This is a genomic window from Paenibacillus kyungheensis, from assembly GCF_028606985.1.
Classification (GTDB): domain Bacteria; phylum Bacillota; class Bacilli; order Paenibacillales; family Paenibacillaceae; genus Saccharibacillus; species Saccharibacillus kyungheensis.
In genome coordinates this window covers 1719294-1738901 of sequence record NZ_CP117416.1, presented here as the reverse complement: position 1 = coordinate 1738901, position 19608 = coordinate 1719294, and the positions used below count along the sequence as shown (strand labels likewise).

Annotated in this window: 19 protein-coding genes; 4 read left to right on the top strand and 15 right to left on the bottom strand. The window is 40.4% G+C overall.

The window, feature by feature from the left end; genetic code table 11:
- Positions 1–95 precede the first annotated feature (95 nt).
- The 3 genes from PQ456_RS07605 to mtnK all read left to right on the top strand — a co-directional run bounded on the left by PQ456_RS07605 (position 96) and on the right by mtnK (position 3895).
- Positions 96–1625, top strand: a complete 1530-nt coding sequence (locus PQ456_RS07605; RefSeq protein WP_273615580.1) for a sugar ABC transporter ATP-binding protein — start codon at positions 96–98, stop codon at positions 1623–1625.
- Positions 1622–2608 (top strand): ABC transporter permease, encoded by a 987-nt coding sequence (locus PQ456_RS07600; RefSeq protein ID WP_069327040.1) that lies wholly within the window; start codon positions 1622–1624, stop codon positions 2606–2608. The genes PQ456_RS07605 and PQ456_RS07600 overlap by 4 nt, the downstream gene beginning before the upstream one ends.
- Before the next feature lie 72 nt (positions 2609–2680).
- Positions 2681–3895 (top strand): S-methyl-5-thioribose kinase, encoded by a 1215-nt coding sequence (mtnK, locus tag PQ456_RS07595; RefSeq protein WP_273615579.1) that lies wholly within the window; start codon positions 2681–2683, stop codon positions 3893–3895.
- Between the two features lie 178 nt (positions 3896–4073).
- Here mtnK and racE read toward each other — a convergent pair whose 3' ends face one another.
- From racE to PQ456_RS07565, 6 genes are all read right to left on the bottom strand, one after another.
- A complete protein-coding gene (gene racE / locus PQ456_RS07590) occupies positions 4074–4883 on the bottom strand; it encodes a glutamate racemase (protein ID WP_273615578.1) in 810 nt (269 codons plus the stop codon).
- Positions 4884–4964: 81 nt separating this feature from the next.
- A complete protein-coding gene (locus tag PQ456_RS07585; protein WP_273615577.1) occupies positions 4965–5279 on the bottom strand; it encodes a YtxH domain-containing protein in 315 nt (104 codons plus the stop codon).
- Between the two features lie 126 nt (positions 5280–5405).
- Positions 5406–6047: a helix-turn-helix transcriptional regulator gene (locus PQ456_RS07580; protein ID WP_273615576.1), complete on the bottom strand. Its 642-nt coding sequence runs from the start codon at positions 6045–6047 to the stop codon at positions 5406–5408.
- A 168-nt stretch (positions 6048–6215) separates the two neighbouring features.
- Positions 6216–6689, bottom strand: a complete 474-nt coding sequence (locus PQ456_RS07575) for a DUF86 domain-containing protein (protein WP_273615575.1) — start codon at positions 6687–6689, stop codon at positions 6216–6218.
- 15 nt (positions 6690–6704) lie between these two features.
- Positions 6705–6992 carry a Dabb family protein gene (locus PQ456_RS07570; RefSeq protein WP_204824780.1) on the bottom strand — a complete coding sequence of 96 codons (288 nt, stop codon included), beginning with the start codon at positions 6990–6992 and terminating at the stop codon, positions 6705–6707.
- Positions 6993–7145: 153 nt separating this feature from the next.
- Positions 7146–7799 (bottom strand): 50S ribosomal protein L25, encoded by a 654-nt coding sequence (locus tag PQ456_RS07565; protein WP_273615574.1) that lies wholly within the window; start codon positions 7797–7799, stop codon positions 7146–7148.
- Positions 7800–8346: 547 nt separating this feature from the next.
- Between PQ456_RS07565 and PQ456_RS07560 the strand changes: the two genes are divergently transcribed.
- Positions 8347–8949 carry a transcriptional regulator gene (locus PQ456_RS07560; protein WP_069327033.1) on the top strand — a complete coding sequence of 201 codons (603 nt, stop codon included), beginning with the start codon at positions 8347–8349 and terminating at the stop codon, positions 8947–8949.
- A gap of 141 nt (positions 8950–9090) precedes the next feature.
- Here PQ456_RS07560 and PQ456_RS07555 read toward each other — a convergent pair whose 3' ends face one another.
- The 9 genes from PQ456_RS07555 to pfkB form a co-directional block, all read right to left on the bottom strand.
- On the bottom strand, positions 9091–9696 hold the full coding sequence (locus PQ456_RS07555; protein ID WP_273615573.1) for a hypothetical protein: 606 nt from the start codon (positions 9694–9696) through the stop codon (positions 9091–9093).
- Between the two features lie 56 nt (positions 9697–9752).
- On the bottom strand, positions 9753–10847 hold the full coding sequence (locus PQ456_RS07550) for a GntR family transcriptional regulator (RefSeq protein ID WP_273615572.1): 1095 nt from the start codon (positions 10845–10847) through the stop codon (positions 9753–9755).
- Between the two features lie 60 nt (positions 10848–10907).
- Positions 10908–12071 (bottom strand): sn-glycerol-1-phosphate dehydrogenase, encoded by a 1164-nt coding sequence (locus tag PQ456_RS07545; protein ID WP_273615571.1) that lies wholly within the window; start codon positions 12069–12071, stop codon positions 10908–10910.
- Between the two features lie 223 nt (positions 12072–12294).
- On the bottom strand, positions 12295–13221 hold the full coding sequence (locus PQ456_RS07540; protein ID WP_273615570.1) for a prenyltransferase: 927 nt from the start codon (positions 13219–13221) through the stop codon (positions 12295–12297).
- A 214-nt stretch (positions 13222–13435) separates the two neighbouring features.
- A complete protein-coding gene (locus tag PQ456_RS07535; RefSeq protein ID WP_273615569.1) occupies positions 13436–13894 on the bottom strand; it encodes a PTS sugar transporter subunit IIA in 459 nt (152 codons plus the stop codon).
- A gap of 129 nt (positions 13895–14023) precedes the next feature.
- Positions 14024–15406, bottom strand: a complete 1383-nt coding sequence (locus PQ456_RS07530; protein WP_273615568.1) for a PTS fructose transporter subunit IIC — start codon at positions 15404–15406, stop codon at positions 14024–14026.
- A 105-nt stretch (positions 15407–15511) separates the two neighbouring features.
- Entirely contained in the window at positions 15512–16276 is a 765-nt protein-coding gene (locus PQ456_RS07525; protein ID WP_273615567.1) for a DeoR/GlpR family DNA-binding transcription regulator, read from the bottom strand.
- 424 nt (positions 16277–16700) lie between these two features.
- Complete coding sequence (locus PQ456_RS07520) at positions 16701–18659, bottom strand: PTS fructose transporter subunit IIABC (protein WP_273615566.1); 1959 nt, start codon at positions 18657–18659, stop codon at positions 16701–16703.
- A gap of 37 nt (positions 18660–18696) precedes the next feature.
- On the bottom strand, positions 18697–19608 hold the full coding sequence (pfkB, locus tag PQ456_RS07515) for a 1-phosphofructokinase (RefSeq protein ID WP_273615565.1): 912 nt from the start codon (positions 19606–19608) through the stop codon (positions 18697–18699).

The window sequence follows — 19608 nt, the reverse complement described above, 5'->3', positions numbered from 1 at the left end:
TTTCTACTTCACAGTAGACTCCAATTCCGGCGGTTTCTTAGGAGACCGATCCGGATTTTGTCTATATGGATAACGATTAAGAAAGGAAGAATCCGATGACTACTTCGATCGAACCATCATCTAGCAGTCTGGTGATGAGCGGAATCTACAAATCATTTGCTAATGTGCCCGCATTAACTGATGTTGAATTTACAGTGGGTAGCGGTGAGATTCATGCTCTACTCGGTGCTAATGGTGCTGGCAAAAGCACACTAATGAAAATTTTGTCCGGCGCTTATACAGCAGATCAGGGTCAGATTGTGATTAATGGTCAGCAAGTTCATATTGATTCCCCAGCCGCCGCCAAGCAAGCCGGTATTCAGTGTGTGTATCAAGAAGTGGATACTTCGCTTATTCCGCAGTTGTCGGTAGCCGAAAATATTTTATTAAGTCGTCTAACTTCTTCTCAAGGTAGTCCGATTCTGCATTGGAAATCGATATACCGACAAGCTGAAGATATTTTACAAAAGCTTGGATTTGCTATTTCAGCCCGTCAGCCTGTGAGCGAATTATCGTTAGCCGAAAAGCAGTTAGTATTGATTGCACGTATTATGGCAGAACAAGCCAAATTCGTTATTTTCGATGAACCGACAGCTCCACTTAGTATGGAAGAAGCAGAACGCTTATTTACTATTATGGAAGACCTCAAAGCACAGGGGATTGGCGTTATTTTTATCTCTCATCGATTACCTGAAATTTTCAGAGTGTGCGATAAGATTACAGTGATGCGTGATGGCAAAAAAGTAAGTACTGTTCTTACAGCCGAGACAAATGCTAATGAAGTGGTACACTCTATGCTCGGTAGAGCTTTTGCAGAAGAATATCCCAAAACATTTGTACCGATTGGTGAACCTTTACTAACCGTATCTGATCTTGCGGCAGGTCGCTATGTGCAAGGGGTTGATCTTGATGTTCGGCGTGGTGAAGTGGTTGCTGTAGTGGGGTTAGTCGGAGCAGGCAAAACAGAATTGTCTAAACTCTTATTCGGAGCAGATCAACCGGAACGAGGATCGATTCAATTAAATGGTCGTGCTATTCATTCCAAAACTCCTTATCATGCAGTCAGCTCTGGCATTGTACTTGTTCCTGAAGAACGTCGCAAAGAAGGTATTCTGGTCAAAGAATCAGTATTGCATAATTTAAGCTTGCCTGTATTAAAAAAAATTACGAATCTTGGTATGGTCTCCAAATCAGCCGAAAAGCAGCACGGGGATCAATTGATTCAATCGCTAGGTATCAAAACATCGTCTGACCAGCAATTAACAGGCTATCTTAGCGGAGGGAATCAGCAAAAAGTAGCGATTGGAAAATGGATGCAGACCGATGCTGAACTTTTTATATTAGATGAACCGACCAAAGGGGTCGATATTGGTGCCAAACGTGATATTTTCAAAGTGATCGGAGAATTAGCGGCTCAAGGAAAAGGAATACTCTATCTCACATGTGAATTTGAAGAAGCGATCGGGCTGGCTGATCGTATTCTCGTGATGTGTGACGGTAAAATCATGAAATCTTTTGCTTATGGAGAAGCTTCACAACAAGAATTGTTATACTATGCCAGCGCTGGCCGGGAGGAACTTGTATGAACCACAAAATCGCTCAGTTTTCGTATCGTTATGGAGCTTTAATTTTTATCGGATTGGTATTACTGTTTTTCTCTATTTATAATCAACACTTTTTCACATACAACAATATAAGCGATATTTTACGTTCGATTTCGATTGTTACATTTGTAGCGATAGGCATTACGATCTCACTCACGGTTGATGGATTCGATCTTTCTGCTGGATCGACAGTATCGCTGACTACGGTTGTAGTGGCGGCAATGATGGTCTGGCACCAGATGCCGTTGATTTTAGTATTGATTGTTCCGTTGATTATTGGTGCTCTAGTAGGCTTATTGAATTCCTTTTTAATTGTCAAAATTCGGATTCCTGATCTACTGGCAACGTTAGCTGTAATGTATATCGTCAGCGGAATTCATCGAACGTATACCAAAGGCTACTCGATCTACAACAATATGCAATTTCAAGATGGAACCAAAGCGCCTGGAGTAATGTTGGATTCGTTTCTCTGGATTGGTCAGGGTAAATTGTTGGGCGTTCCTTTTCCAGTTATTCTGATGCTAGTTGCTGTAATTGGTATGCATTTATTTTTCAAATATACACGTGGTGGACGGCAAATGATTATGACAGGTAGCAATGAAGAAGCGGCTCGCTTATCTGGATTGCGGGTAAATCGTGTACGTACTCTTGCTTATGTGGCTTCCGGTGTGTTTGCAGCGGTAGGCGGAATTCTATTCGCAGCTCGTGTAGGTTCCGGTCAGATTGATGCAGGATCATCGATGCAAATGGATGCGCTAGCGGCTGTTTTTGTCGGCTATTCTGTATTCGGTGCAGGTCGTCCTAATGTAATTGGTACTTTTTTCGGTGCTGTATTAATGGGCGTACTGGTTAACGGTATGACTATGCTTCATGTGCAGTATTACACAACAGATATTATCAAAGGAGCAGTACTTGTTCTCGCTTTGGCAGTAACTTTTGTTCATCGTAAACGGCAAAAAGTATAAGATTTCTTTTTTTATAAATGATCAATCAGCATTGTACTAAGTCAAATCTTTTCTATGAGGAGGATATATAGAATGACTCGTTCTGAACCATCATATGAAGCACTAACAGAAACAACCGCAATCGCCCTTGCCAAAACATTAGAACTTTTCAGCGCAGATGCTGATCTTATCTGTCATGAGATTGGTGATGGTAATCTGAATATGGTTTTTCGGATCACCGAACCTGCGGCTAAGCGTGGCATTATTATTAAACAAGCTCTTCCTTATGTACGTGTGATTGGTGAAGGATGGCCTTTGACACTGAATCGGGCTGTAATTGAAAGTGAAGCGTTACGACATTTTGCCAAACATGTTCCTCAATATGTACCTGAAATTTATTATACTGATCCTACCTATGCTATTACAGTGATGGAAGACTTGTCTCATCTCACGATTGTACGTACTGGATTAGCTAGCGGCTCTACCTATCCACTGCTTTCTACACATATTGGTGAATTTTTGGCAAAGACTCTGTTTGCAACTTCAGATTTTGCTATGGGTCCGCAAGAGAAGCGCGAACTTGCATTACAATTTCATAATCCTGAATTGTGTAAAATTACAGAAAACTTTGTATTTACGTATCCTCTATTCGACCATGAGACAAATGATGTAGAACCTATACTGCGTCCCATTGCTGAACAGATATGGGGAGATCAATCCCTTTTACTTGAGGCGGCAAAGTTAAAACAGACATTTATCACTCATGCGGAAGCATTGTTACATGGTGATCTGCATACAGGAAGTATTTTCGCTAGTGACGAAGAAACGAAAGTGATCGATCCTGAATTTGCTTTTTACGGGCCGATTGGATTCGATATTGGGCTCTTTATAGCCAATACATTATTGTCTGCGCTCGCTCGTGAAGAAGATGGACGGGATGCTCTTTTATTCCATATCACCAATGTATGGGATGTATTTGTAGACACCTTTTCTACTCTATGGCAACAGAACAATGTAGAAGATTTTGCATCTATCGAGGGTTATCTGGAATATCAGTTACAGCATATTTTTGAAGATGCTGTTGGATTTGCTGGAAGTGAAATAATCCGCCGCATTTTCGGTTTGGCTCATGCACGGGATATCGAAGCGATCATAGAAGATGCTCATAGACTCACTGTTAAGCGCAATGCAGCGGCACTAGGACGTGACTTTATCGTCAACCGCTCTTTATATCAAAGCCCTGCACAACTCGTACAGGCGCTACAACAGGTCGTTACAGGAGCATCTATCGTCCACCCCTCATTGTAATAGACCATTGAACCTGTCTATTCAGATAAATGATACCTGCTCATCATAGGGATAAGCGCTTAATCCTATTCTTTAATCATATGTAATTCAATTCAAAATATAATCAAAAAAGCTACCTTCAACTTATACAGCATGAAGGTAGCTTTTTTATGTACTTATTGCAAATAGAATCATCCATTTACATCATTCGCGAGACTTGCCATAGTACTGGAGTAAGCTTGATCTGCTCTCCTAACCATTGACGGGCAATCTGTTGAAAAATCTCCGCAGTTCCACTACAGAAAAATTCATGTACAGGTAGATCTTCTGTAAGAGCAAGTTTTCCTTTGTTGTACAAAATGGTACTGATCTCGCGCGCAGTTTCTTCGGCTGAATTGATCAATTTCACATCAGGCCCGACTGCTGCTTGGATCGCTTCGGTCAGAAATGGATAATGCGTACAGCCTAGAATCAGACAATCAATAGGATAACTACGCACAGGTGCTAACACTTGCTGAGCTACCTCATAAGCTTCCTGATCCAAAAACACTCCACGCTCCACCAACGGTACGAAATCAGGACAAGCCTGACTATACACTTGTACAAAAGGTGATAATTGCTTCAACGCTGCTGAATATGCCCCACTGTTAATCGTTCCTAATGTCCCGATTACACCGATAAAGCCTGTTTTGGTCGCGCTAATCGCAGCTCGTGAGCCTGGATGAATAACACCAATCACCGGTATAGATACCTGTGCACTGATATGTTCCAATGCTGCTGCCGTTGCGGTGTTACAAGCAATCACAATCATCTTCGGCTGAAAGGTCATCAAATAATTCACAATTTGCTCGGTGAATTCTTTCACTTCTTCTAGAGAACGAGGCCCATAAGGTGCACGTGCTGTATCTCCAAAATAAATAATTTTTTCGCGTGGTAGTTGTCGCATCACTTCTTTAGCAACAGTTAATCCTCCCACACCTGAGTCGAATATAGCTATCGGTTGTTGCACGTACATATCGCTTCCTTTTCGTAAACTGTACTTATTATACCGTATACACAATTAGTAGCAAGTGAAAGATGTAACGTTTGTTTAGACGCTATAATTTCCTTTAGTTTGTGGACCTGGTTGATCCGCTTGTTCTGCTTTGAGAGCAGCTAGTTCTACTTTCACCTCTGCTGTTGCGATATTGATCTGTTCTTTCCAATCTTTGACTACGCCTACCACTTCTCTGCTCAGTTCTGCTAATTCACGACCTTTTGCTCCTGCAATACGAGCATTGGTGGAAATATCTGAACGCAGTTCACGACCGCCTTTAGGAGCTAGCAAAAGTGCTGTCGATCCTCCTACTAATAGTCCTGTCAAAATACCACATGTTAAACTTTTCGATTTGTTATGATTTGGCATCGTTATCTCTCCTTCGTTTCACTTATCTTTTCTATATGTGTATTACCCACACACCGCTTAAAAATCCCACCTGTCGATAGATCATCATCAGATAAATCAAAAAGCAGACCGATAATCGATCTGCTTTTACTCTGAATCTGCTGCTGAATTGGATGGAAATTGAATCTGATATACGCAACAATGTCCACCTTTGGCGATACATTCAGTTCGCTTTACATCTGCTTGTAGTAATTGTTCAAATAACTGTTGTTCACACTGACAAGCAATATCATAGCGATTCGCAATCTGATTGATGGGACAGTTATATTCATAAATCGTATACTGATCCTCACTTTGTTGCTCATAACGTGCCATATATCCACCATGATGCTGAATATCAGTCAAAGCAGCTACTCGTTCTTGGTGATCTTGAGTATCTGCAATACTTTGATAACGAGATAACAATTTCTGCTTACGTCCTTCAAATAATACAGCCACTGCGTCTTCATCCAACTCACTTAGCAGATCTAACGCTAGTTGATGATAATTATGAGGAAAATGTTCTTCTGCACGTTCACTTAACCGAAAGCGTAAAAACGGTCTACCTGTTGGAATACGCACCGTTTCGGTAATCAATAATCCTTCTTGATCTAACGTATGAATATGACGTCTGACCGCCATCTCTGTAATATTCAATTCCCGTGCTAGCTCAGATACACTGAAGGGTCCTTGTGTTTTGAGCATAATCATAATACTGCGCCGGGTCGATGGTTCCTGATGGGACTTCATCGTATGACCCCCTTGCTCTAAATTGAAATAAAAATGACCCGATCCGCTTTGTCAGCGAAAAGGGTCACATTATCCCTTTGTGGATTAACGCTATTGTAGCGTATCCACTCAGCGATGTAAATTCCAAAGCATTCATTTCAAACAAGATATTTACTATAATAGGGTAGCTTATGTAGACGTCGAGGTACCTGATGATCTGTCTACATTTACCACTGTTAACGAATCTAATTCTTGATCTAGATACGTATAAATCCGTTGACCGAATTCTTTTAATACCTCTACTAGAGGAGTAGTCAGCGGATGAAGTTCAGTGCGATTCCAATCATAATACTCTTGTACTAGCGGACGACGCAGACGCACCAGTGCTGTCAACATTTCGCCCATCGGTTGATCGATTACTTTTTCATCACGCATAATATCTACGATATCGTCATAACTACTAGCATCTCGCATAATAAAACCATCAATTAAATAACTGCCGATATCAGTTACACATTCAATCGCTAAATGAAGTGCCCGCTCTTGAACAAAACCAGAAATAAGACTGTTATCCCAATCCGTAGACACTTGTTGTAATGCTTCACATACATCTTCTAAGGCTACAATTCTTCGTTCAATCTGTTCACGGTTTATATAGTACAAAAGAGTCACACCGCCTTAGTATTCGTAGTCTGCTGCTATTGAACTTTCTCTCACACTATTCATGTATTCAATGATTTTCACATGTTCTGGATGCACTTGATACGCTTGTAAACCTTCTAATGTCTCAAATGTAGCTGTTAACGCAACATCATAAGAACGTTCTGTACGCAAAATGTCTGCCCCGATTTCCAAAGCAATCAGTGAATCCACTTTTCCTTCCAAACTTCTTAATTTGGCTACGGTTTCATTCACGACTTCAGTTGTAGGATTTTTCAACTTAAATAAGACAATGTGTTTGATCATAACAGAATAGCTCCTTTATATAGACAATAAGTTTCTTTCTTATCGTATCATAAATAATCAATAGATGCGCTGATAAAAAAAGCTGACACTCTTAAAGAGTATCAGCTTTTTCGTTATGCTATATAGTACGCATTGTACAGATAGATGCAACTATTATTCTTTACCTACTTCTGGAACTTCTTCGCCTTGATTATTTGTAGAAGCATCAGTAGTTTCAGCTTCTTCAGCAGTTGTAGGCTCAAGATCTTCTTCAGCTACACGAGGTACGATAACAGAAGCGATGATCTCTTCTTCACTTGATACCAATGTAACGCCAGAAGGCAATTTAACATCGCCAGCAGTTACTCTGTCGCCGATTTCCAAAGCGGAAATATCAACTTCAAGGCTACTTGGCAAGTTTTTAGCCAAACCGCTTACTTCTAATTCTGTTGCTTGGTGTTGTAACACACCACCAGATTTAGTACCGATTGCTTCACCGTGGAAGTCAATTGGCATGGTTACATGAATTGGTTTAGTATCGGAAACTTGCATAAAGTCAGCATGCAAGATGCGACCGTCTACACGTTGTACATCTTTAATAAGAACTTGTACTTCTTTTCCACCTTCTACAGCAAGTGAGAACATTTCTGCTCCACCACGTTTAACGTGAGCTAGAAGTTGTTTAGAATCTACATGTACAGGAACACTGCCCAAATCCGGGCCATATACTACACCTGGAACGCGTCCTTTTAGACGAAGTTCACGCATTTCAGAACGTTTTGAACTTTCTCTTTTTGTTGCTGTAAGTTTTTCATGACTTGTACTCATAAGTATTGGCCTCCTAATAATATAAAACGATTGTATGTTAGTTTTTTAATGTTGCAACCAATTTAGTAAGCAAATTGGCTATCGTCTTATTTAATACCCCATTACACAACAAATGTATCAGAAATGGATTTATTTTTTTCAAATAACAACCTGTATGTTCATCGATATCCTTCCAAAAGTGAGTGATATCAAGGAAAAAGCAGACTTCTGTCTATACGCAAGAATATCTGTTTTTTTTCTCCAGTCTTCTGTGTATTTTATAAATGATAGCGATATATCTTCCAAAAAAAGGATATAAGGATCACTTTTTTATCTTATTTTATACGCTTCAAATATCAATGACTTCTATTAAAATAAAGCAGATGGTTGTGATCCATCTTACTGATTTAGATAAGTAAATATGCTTATAATCATTCTTATTTGATAAATATTCTTAAATGGTTAAAAATAGTGACCATGTCAGCTTGAAACGAGCGTCTGGGTGTTGTAGGATGTTGAAAGGACACTAAACCTAATATCAAGAAAAAATAGATTAATCGGAGGAAATATGCCTAATCAACCAGAACGACACTTTATAGAGGCGTGGTCTCTGATCAACCGTAAGTACCTCGGCAAAGGAGTGCGAGTTAAGCGATTCCGCAGACCAACACGTTGTCAAATCCGCAATCGAGTATTGCTCGCTGTGCTCATGGTCAATGATATCAAACTATCTGAGCTTGCAGAACGGTTATCGGTTTCATCACGAAGCGTAAGCGCTTGGGTCTATGAAGGCCGCCTCCCTGGCAAAGCCAATCTTGAAAAAGTATGCCGGGAATTGGGATACCCGCACCACATTTTGTTTAACCAGCAGGTGATCAATAATAGCCCTGTGATTTGCCAGCAAGAACCATCTCGCTTTATGAAAAGAACGATTACTCGTTCACCGGTACGTAATCACATTTTGACAGGCTTATGTATGGTACATGATCTATCAGTAACCGATGTTAGCCATTGGATTGGTGTTCATCCCGGTACTTTCCGTAAATGGTTACATCAAGCTACACTGCCTTCACCAGCATTTCAAGAAAAAACAGAACAATTTTTCCGTATTCCCAAATCCGTCTTATTCGCTGACTGTGTATTGGGCGAAGATGAAAAATCTCAAGCGTAATTTAGCATATTCACATTGAATGTATAGGTACAACCAAATAAGCAGCACAAAAACTCCGCTTTCCCACGATATCTAGTGAGAAGCGGAGTTTTTATTATGTCTGTTCTATAGACTTGTCCCCTATCGAGCCATAAATAACGATTATCCGTAAAAGTAATCATAGAAATTCGCAAATAATTCCGCTCCCAGAATCGGTTCAATCGCAGTCTTGAGCTGTTCTTCAAACGCTGGTAGCACTACACTATCATCATCTGTTATTTCAAAAATCTCAAATGATCCGTATACAACCTCAATAAGTAAGCTCATCGCTACAAAAAAATCTGCCAGTGTAGGTGCAATCAAAAAAGGCTCGCCTGCATCATATCCTGCATATACAGGCGTCCCTTCTTCACTGGTTGCGACGATAATAGGATTACCTTTGCCCAGATCATCTGCAATAATCACAAAGTCTGCACGCCATGTATCGCTTTCTGTAAAAGGCTCTGACATGCCTACCCAGCGATAACCAATCAATGCTTGTTGCAACTGATCGATAGGCCAGAATATAATCGGAGCAAATCCAGTCTCAACCAGTACATCAGACGGTTCATAATGACTTAGATAATAATCCAATTCAGGTGAACTTGGAATTGTATCTGGCCATTGGTGCTGCAATGTATCCGGCGATACAGGTATATATTGCCCGCTAACTTTATATTGATGATGAGTCTGTACCCATTGTGATAATGCTTTTTCTAATGATTTCATACGTACACTCCTAATTATAATCTAGCTTATCCAGAGATCTTCACTGATCCAGACAGTTATGTGGGTATTACAGCAGGAGATGATGTGGATTCACGAATAATCAGCTCAGGGGTATGTATCTTTTCGCCTAAGCCCCGTTGTTCTCCATCTAACATTTGCAAAATCATTTCTGCTGCCGCTGTTCCCAATGCATGCTTGGGGTGACTAAGTGTTGTTAGCTTCACTTCTGTAGCTGTAGCTAGAAAAGAATCGTCAAATCCGACTAACGATAGATCATTCGGTACCGAAAGACCGGCTTCACGCACAACTTGAAGCAGATTAATAGCTAATTCGTCATTATATAGTACCCATCCGGTTGCACGCTCTTGAGCAGATTGCTTAATAAGTTGTTGTGCTTGTTGAATCGGTGCAGTGCTTTTGTCATCTGTAGTATACGTAAAAATCAATGATGGTTGTAAAGCAATCCCATGCTTGCGATGTGCCGCAACGAATCCTTTCATACGACGTACGCCTTGCATATCATCTGTTTTGAAAAAGCCAGCAATCCGTTGATGTCCCAGTTCTATCAGATGTTGAGCCGCCAAAAATCCTCCACGCTCATCATCCATTCGTAGACATGCGGAATCCATTTCTTCATAACTCGCATTAATCATCAGATAAGGTATTGAACGATTTTCAATAGTAAGAAAATAATTGAGATTGGCACTGCGTTCTCCACTTCGAGTAGGTTCTACAATCAAAGCCGCAGGAGACTGATTGAGCATCATTTCAAGACACTCGCGCTCTTTGGTTGGATCATTTTCTGTACTCGCTAGCAGTAGACGATATCCTTCGCTACGTAGTCTCGTTTCGATACCTTGCACAATTTGGGGGAAAATATAATCCGAAATATACGTAGTAATCACACCTACCGTTTTGTTGTCATCGACTGATTTGACAGCAGGATCAGCAACAAATGTCCCTTTGCCTTGCATCCGGTTCAACCAGCCTTCTCGCACCAATTCCCCTAAAGCCTGACGTACCGTTTGTCGACTGACACTGAATTGATCAGCAATCTCATGTTCCGAAGGCAATCGGCTACCTGGTAATAATTTGGATGAATGAATCCACGATAATATTTCATCTCGAACTTGTCTGTATTTTGCGGCCATAATTCCTCCGAACGATTGATAAAGATATAAGATATTTTATTTTACCATAAACACAACTGATTAGATCAATTGATGTTCATTCATATATTTTAACCCTGTATATCGGTTACGTAGAGTGTGAGCGGAATGTAGAGCCAGTTCTAACCATTCAGCTGGCATATCTAATTGTTCGTATTCACTTGGGCCACCTACTGCGGATAACCACTGCTTCATCTGTGCGCTGGTTGGGATATCTTTGTAAGCGGCAAAAGCTTGAACTTTTGGATGATCGATTGCTAATTGGCGATAATGATCGGCTAGAAGTGCTGATGCCACTCCTACTTTGGCTCCATGTAAAATTTGTCTGTGTCCACCTTTGATCAATTCCATTTCCCAGCGGTGAGAAATATGGTGTTCTCCCCCTGACGCTGAGCGCGAATGATCAGCGATCAACATAGCTATTCCTGAAGCAAGTAGTGAATACATAACCGTATAGATACCTTCTGCACTACCTGAAGCAATCAAATCTACTTTTTCAATACATTGATGAAGCGCTTCTTCTGTAATATCGTATACCAACTGATTATAAGGTTCTTTTCCAAGATCACGGGATACTTTCCAATCTGCTAATGAAGTGCATTTGCCTAACATATCACCAAATCCTGCGGCGGTTAATGTTTGCGGAGCATTGATCAAAATATTAATGTCTGCAAAAATAGCTTCTGGTGCTTTGGCTTGAAATGTTTCTTTGGTTCCATTCACAATAAGTGGTGCGCCGGCAGAAGTAAATCCATCTACCGAAGCTGCAGTAGGAACAGACAAAAATGGCTTATTCATTTTGTGACTGACAATTCGCACAACATCATGAATCGTTCCTGAACCAATCGCTACAATCGCATCGGTCTGAGGAGTAACAGCTAACAATAATTGTACAATTGTCGCTTCATCCGCAATTACATCGCCTACTTTATTTTCACGTAACTCTAATTCTGTAATACCTACCTCAATACTTTGCAGTAAATCTATCGTTTGCCGACCTGCTGCTTCATATGTGAATTTATCATACACAACCATAATATGCTGATAACGCTCGGTATGGATATATGCGGGTAACTTGCGAATAGCTCCTGCTTCTAATTCAATATGAATCCCTATCGTCTCAAAAGATTGATTACCTGCAATTAAAGCTGACTTTTGATTCCAGATCGTAATTTGCTCGTTAATAGATAATGATGGCTGCTTCATGTTGTCATCCCCTTTTGTATAATCAAGATACCGCTTACAATATTTCTCAACTTGTACATATCATTTATTAAATTATGCGCTTTTACATCTAACTTGTACATACATTTTAGAAAAATTTTGTAGTTATGTCTATCTTTTAAAATCATTTCGGTTGTGCTAAACAAAAAAAGACATCTTATTATAGATATCTTTTTTGTTTAACCTGTTTAAGTAGGATCTACTTTTACATAAACCATATCCAGCGCCCGACTAACAATACTAAAATCATCACTGTTCCGCATTGTAGCGAGGTTCGTAATGACAACCATAATAATTGCTGATGTGTCTGCAAGTTGCGCTTATTTTTCATATGCTGGTACATACGGCATAACGGAATAGCTGTTAATAGCGCAAGAATACCGTAGATCGGCAATCCACCGACAAGTACACAGAGCAAAATACTGCACAAAGCCAGACATAATAAGAAAATCGAAAAGCGAAACGATTTTCGTTCTCCCCATACCACGACCAATGTACGTTTACCAACCTGTTTGTCTGTTTTCCAGTGTAAAAAGTGATGATTGAAAAAGGTCAGTGTCGTTAGCAACCCCATAGGCAATGATAAAAAGAATAACCGTATATCAAAGTGACCTGTCTGCACATAATAAGCGCCCATCACCGGGAACACGCCAAAACATAATACATGCGCCAGTTCACTACTGCCTTTACCGATATATCCATATTTGATCGGGGGAACAACATAAAATAAAGCAAGTAATCCGCCAATTCCTCCGAGTAATAACACGCCCCATCCACTTAAAAAGTATAATGTTAACGCGCAGACGATCGTGATAGCGAGCATACTCCATGTTACTTTTGCAAATGTTTGTTCACTCCATTTACCAGTCGTCAGATATCCTGAATCTGTCGAAATCGATTCTTCGGATTGATAAGCGGCAACATCAACACCACTGCGATAATCCCATAGATCATTAATCATCATCGAAAAAATATGTATTGCACTTGAACCAATCAATGTTAAAAGGAAAATCAGTACGCTAAATTGATCATTCCATATCCATGCTGCTAAAGCTCCCTGCACTACACAAATCGCCATTAAAGGCACAAAATGCAACCGCGAAGCCTGGCTAAACTCTACCCATTTACTCATTATGTTCCACCTTTGTATTAGATTCATCTTCTTGTTAATTTGCTTGGAATCAGATAATCTTCATTAACCGTATGTATGACTTTCAAACGCGTATCTATTTTAGATGTAGAGATCAGAATCAATAGATGATGATGCCAACGTATATTAAAGAAAGCGTATCACCTATAAACAGGCAATACGCTTTTATTTACATATCTATTCTATCTAATTAGGATTAACCGATCGTACGAGTTAAAATATCTATAATTTCTTGTTTGCTCTGAGCGTTAATCAATTCAGCCCGAAATTCTTCATGAATTAATTTGCGAGAAAGAGCTACCAGAATCTGCAAATGTTCATTTCCTGCATTGGCTTCAGGTACACCGATCATAAATGCAATTTGAGCCGGCTGATCATCTAAAGATTCCCAATCAAGCGGTTCTGCAAAGCGTGAGAAAGCTAATGCTGCTTTGGCAACCCCTGATGACTTGCCGTGAGGAATAGCGACGCCAAAACCAATACCTGTTGAACTTTGTTGTTCACGTGCCATAACCGCATTAACATAAGCTGCTTCATCCGTAACTGCTCCAGAAGCTTTCATACCTGCTGCCATTTGTTGAATCGCTTCTTCACGTGTTGTTGCGTTAGAAGGTAAAAATATACTTTCTGTGCTTAATAGTTCGCTGATATTCATGGGTAGTGTCACTCCTTCTAATAGTCATCATCTTATAGTCAACTGGTAGAACCTAAGTGTAAATCTTGAAAATATGGACAGCGACCGGACAAATCATCGTTCCGGTCGCTTGTAATGAATTATAATTACTTATAATTTAGCAGGTGCTTTGCGTTTAAGCAACAAGACCATCAACGCTGTAACGACAGTACCAATAACAATAGACAATACATACTGTGGCAAATGATCGATTGCATTCGGGATAAAGAGAACGAATACACCACCATGAGGAGCATGTAGACCTGCACCGAAGTACATTGATAATGCACCAGCTACAGCCGAACCTACCATAAAGGAAGGAATAACACGAATCGGATCAGCCGCACCGAACGGAATAGCACCTTCGGTAATAAACGATAGCCCTAGAATCGAAGCCACTTTACCAGCTTCACGCTCTTCTTTGGTAAAGCGATTTTTAGCAATAACAGTTGCTAACCAAATACCAAGTGGTGGAGTCATACCTGCTGCCATAACAGCCGCCATTGGCGTATAAAGAGAAGCACCTAGCAATCCTACTGCAAAAGTATAAGCGGTTTTGTTGAAAGGGCCCCCCATATCGAGTGCCATCATTGCACCAAGAATAGCTCCTAGAATAATAGCATTTCCTGCACCCATATTCGTCAACCAAGCTGTCAAACCTGTCAACAACCATTCAATCGGTTGACCGATAACATAGACCATCAATAGACCAATAGCAAGTACAGACAATACAGGAACGATTAGAATCGGTTTAAGTCCTTCAAAGTTTTTAGGCATTTTGATTGTTTTGATCAAGTAATGTGCAATATAACCAGCTACAAAACCTGCGATAATACCGCCGATAAATCCAGCACCCATATCTTTAGCAAGTACACCGCCTACCAAACCAGGTGCAAGTCCGGGTTTACCAGCGATAGAGAATGAAATGAATCCAGATAATACGATAACCATCAGTCCCATTGAAGCGCCACCAATTGTGGATAAAGCAGCTCCAAACGAACCCTCTACTTGATCGACTCCGCCTTTAGTGAAAGCGAATAAGAATGAGAATGCGATAATCAGACCACCTGCAATAACAAGCGGTAACATATTGGATACACCATTCATTAAATGTTTGTAGAACATATTAGGCTTACGACCTGCATTTTCTTCAGGTGTAGCTGTTGGTGAAGCAGCAAGACCACTGGAAGCTTCTTTAGCTAATGCACGATCGATTAATTCTCCTGGAACTTTGATCCCTTGTGCAACTGCTACACGAATAACAGGTTTGCCTGCAAAGCGATCTTCATCTACATCTGTATCAGCAGCGATAATAATAGCATGTGCTTCAGCGATTTCTTGAGCGGTTAGACCATTCTCGACTCCAACTGCACCACGAGTTTCTACTTTGATCGGTACACCTTTTTGATCTGCAGCTTTTTGCAATGACTCAGCAGCCATGTACGTGTGAGCAATACCGGTTGGACAAGCGGTAACAGCCAATAATTTTTTCATGGTAATATCCCCTTATAATGAGTAATGGTCTAACCTTTATCGCCTTTATTAAAACGCTTTCAAATTCATCATGATGTATCATGTATTTCTGATCCCAACGTGTAGTTAAGCGATCGTCACACCTATACCTAGCTTTTTCAGTTGATGAATAATATGAAGCGGTACTCCATCATCCATAATACAATGGTCAATCTCTGATACGTCTGCAAATTTGGCATAAGCGATATTACCAATCTTGCTATGATCTGCTAATAAAATAACTTGCTTAGCAATATCAATCATTTTGCGCTTAATAGCAGCTTCTGTCAGATTAGGGGTGGTTACACCTTCTTTGAGATCCAGACCGTTTGTTGCAATAAAAGCTTTGTCTACACGTACCATATCCAGTGAACGTTCTGCTATCGGCCCAACAAATGCTAGTGTGTCTGGCCTTAACAATCCGCCAATAATAGACAATTCAATATTCCGACAATCTCGAAGTTCGCTAAGAACAATGACCGAGTTCGTGATTACTCGAATACCGGACATATGCTTTAGTTCTTTTGCTAATGGAAGAGTTGTCGTTCCCGAGTCAAGCAAGATCGTATCACCTTGATGGATCATCTCTACCGCTCGTTTCGCAATGCGCTCTTTCTCTTCTCGAAAAGAATCTTCTTTGTCCACCATATTGGGTTCAAAATTAACACTTTGCAGTGATACGGCTCCCCCGTGTGTCCTTTTCAATCGCCTTGCATCTTCTAACTCTTTGAGATCCCGACGAACCGTTGAATCTGATACTCCAAAAGCTTCCCCTAGTTCTTGAACAGATGCCCGGTGATTCTCTTGTAAATATTGAACCATTTTATGCTTTCGTTCTTCTTCAAAAAGCATGGGACATTCCACCTGTCTACATATGTTAGCTAATAATGACGTTGAACATGTGCTCATGATCGATGATGATCGTTTATTGATTTTTTTCGACAATTTTCGTGATCGTTTGTGATTACTCTTGATTGATTTTGATTATAACAGCGTTTTCATAGACTGTAAATAGATTTTTATAATTCTTTTGAACTATTTAATATACTAGGAGTTATAGATTATATATCGTCATTATCTTGCCTAATATTTACATTTATTTGCATGAATTCGCTCATTTTCTTTATTTATTTTATGAAATGGTCATACAATACAAAATTCGACATTTAAATATGTTACTTTTGCACAACGATACCAAAAAAACCTCTGTGAGAAGAACATTAGCTATATCCAATCAGCTTGATCTTCACACAGAGGTTTTGAGTATTATCTTTTATTATTTAGCTACAAGTACTTTTTTCCATATTCCTAAAATCAAACCAGAAATAACAGCGCCAATGGCAACAGCTAATAAGAATAGTAAAGCATGATTAGCAAGAGCTGCTACGAAAATCCCACCATGAGGTGCAGGAATATTAATTCCCCAGAATTGTGTCAAGCCCCCTGCAACTGCAGAACCAATAATACAAGACGTTAGAATACGTAATGGATCAGCTGCTGCAAAAGGAATCGCACCTTCGGTTATAAAGGACAATCCAAGTACATAGTTAGTTAGACCAGACTTACGTTCTTGCTCTGTAAATTTGTTTTTGAAGAATGTAGTAGCCAAAGCAATCGCAAGTGGAGGAACCATACCGCCTGCCATAACAGCCGCCATCATTGTACCATTTACATTACCACTTGATGTAAATACACCAATCGCAAACGCATAAGCGGCTTTGTTAAATGGCCCACCCATATCGATTGACATCATTCCGCCTAAGATCAGACCTAGAATAACAGCATTTCCTGTTCCAAGGTTATTCAAGACGTTAACCAACCACGTATTAATACCACCAAAGATTGGATCGAAGATATAGTACGCAATCGTACCGGTAATTAACAGACCAAGTACAGGATATAACAAAATCGGTTTGAGACCATCTAATGTTTTTGGTAATCCAGCAAGTAACTTACGTAGAGCAAGGATCACATAACCTGCCAAGAAACCAGCTGCTAAACCGCCGAGGAAACCAGCGTTAGAGTTCGCTGCCATTAGACCGCCGACCATACCAGGCATTAATGCAGGACGATCCCCAATACTCATTGCGATAAAACCAGCTAGGATTGGAATCAGGAAGAAGAATGCGCCTTCTCCGCCACCGATCGTTTGCAATAGCTTGAAGATTTGGCTATTCTCGCCTGCTGTCTGTTCGATTAAGAACGAGATCGCAAGTAAAATACCACCACCGACAACGAACGGCAACATATGCGAGATACCATTCATTAAGTCTTTATAAATTTTACTACCTATTTTTGTTTTTTCATTTGAAGATGAAGCTTCAGAAGACGATTTTCCTCCAGCACTATGATAGATCGGAGCGTCTCCATTCATCGCTTTGCGAATCAACTCTTCGGATTTGCGAATACCATCACTAACCGGTCTTTGTAAAACAGGCTTACCATCAAAACGCGCCATTTCTACATTTTTGTCAGCGGCTACAATAACACCACTTGCACGACGAATTTCATCGTCAGTTAGTACAGTCTGAGCACCCTCGGAACCGTTTGTTTCGACTCTGATCTCTACGCCCATTTCTTGCGCTTTTTTGATCAATGCGTCTTCTGCCATAAAGGTATGAGCAATCCCTGTAGGACAAGCGGTAACAGCAACCACGAATGGTTTGTTGTCTTTGCCTTCCAGCGTAGCTTCTGCTTGTTGCACTGTTGCATTTTCTTGTTGTTTGGCTTGTTCTCTTGCTGCTTTGGCTTCAGCTTTTGCTTTTTCCGCCGCTTCTTTTTCAGCTTGTTGTGTATCGAAAAGTGCGGATACTTCGTCAGGACTGGTTGTATTCATCAATTTTTCGATGAAATCGCTATCAATCAGTAGCTTAGAGAGCGCAGCTAATGTACGTAAATGTGTATTTGCTGCTCCTTCTGGTGCTGCAATCATAAAGAACAAATGAGCAGGTTCACCATCAAGAGACTCGTAATCTACCCCTCTTGTACTTTTAGCAAAAACAACTGTAGGCTCGTTTACCGCTGTTGTTTTGGCATGAGGCATCGCAATACCGCCACCGATACCCGTACTTGATTCGCTTTCACGTTTCAAAATCTTTTCTTTAAATAGTACTTTGTCATTGATTCTTCCACTGGTTGCAAGACTAGCGATCAATTCATCAATCGCTGCTTCTTTGGTTGTTGCCTGTAAGTCCATGATCATCGTTTCTTTGATCATTAGATCTGTAATTCTCATTAGGTTACACTCCTTTATTGGATTCAATCAATAGCTTCTATAATGTAACAATAGTAACTTGTGGACGTAATTCTTCAATTTTTTCACGTGTCGCTAGATCGTCTGAAAAAGCAGTTGCACTACCAGAAGCAACACCTGTACGGAAAGCTTCAAGAGGATCATGAGTCGATACCAGTGTACCGGTAAATCCAGCAATCATAGAATCGCCTGCTCCGACAGAGTTTTTGACCGTTCCTTTAGGTACATTAGCATGATAGACTTCTTCCGGCGTAATCAACAATGCGCCGTCACCAGCCATCGAGATCAATACATGTTGAGCACCAAGTTCTAGTAATTTGCGACCGTACGTAATAATATCTTCACGACTTGCAATCACAACGCTGAACAGTTCTGCTAATTCATGATGATTAGGCTTCACTAATAATGGACGATCTGCAAGTGCTTTGAGCAATGCTGGCCCTGTCGTATCAATTACAAATTCTGCTCCTGTCTGCTTACATACTTCAATCAGACGATCATAGAAATTCGCTCCCAAAGACGGGGGTACACTTCCTGAAAGAACAACCACGTCTTCTTTGTGCAATTGAGATAATTTAGCTACCAGCGCATCAGCTTCTTCCGTACTGATATTCGGCCCTTGACCATTGATCTCTGTTTCTTCTCCATGCTTGAGCTTTACATTGATGCGTGTATCATCTGCCACATGAACAAAGTCAGTCGAAATGTGTTCAGCATGAAGTTTATCTTCTATATATTGACCGGAAAATCCACCGACAAATCCAAGTGCTGTATTCGGTGCATCCAAACGATTCAAAATACGAGATACGTTAATGCCTTTACCACCTGGAAGCTTTAAGTCACGCTTCATGCGGTTCAAGTCACCTAACTTCAATTCGTCCACTTCCACGATATAGTCTATGGAAGGATTAAGCGTTATTGTATATATCAT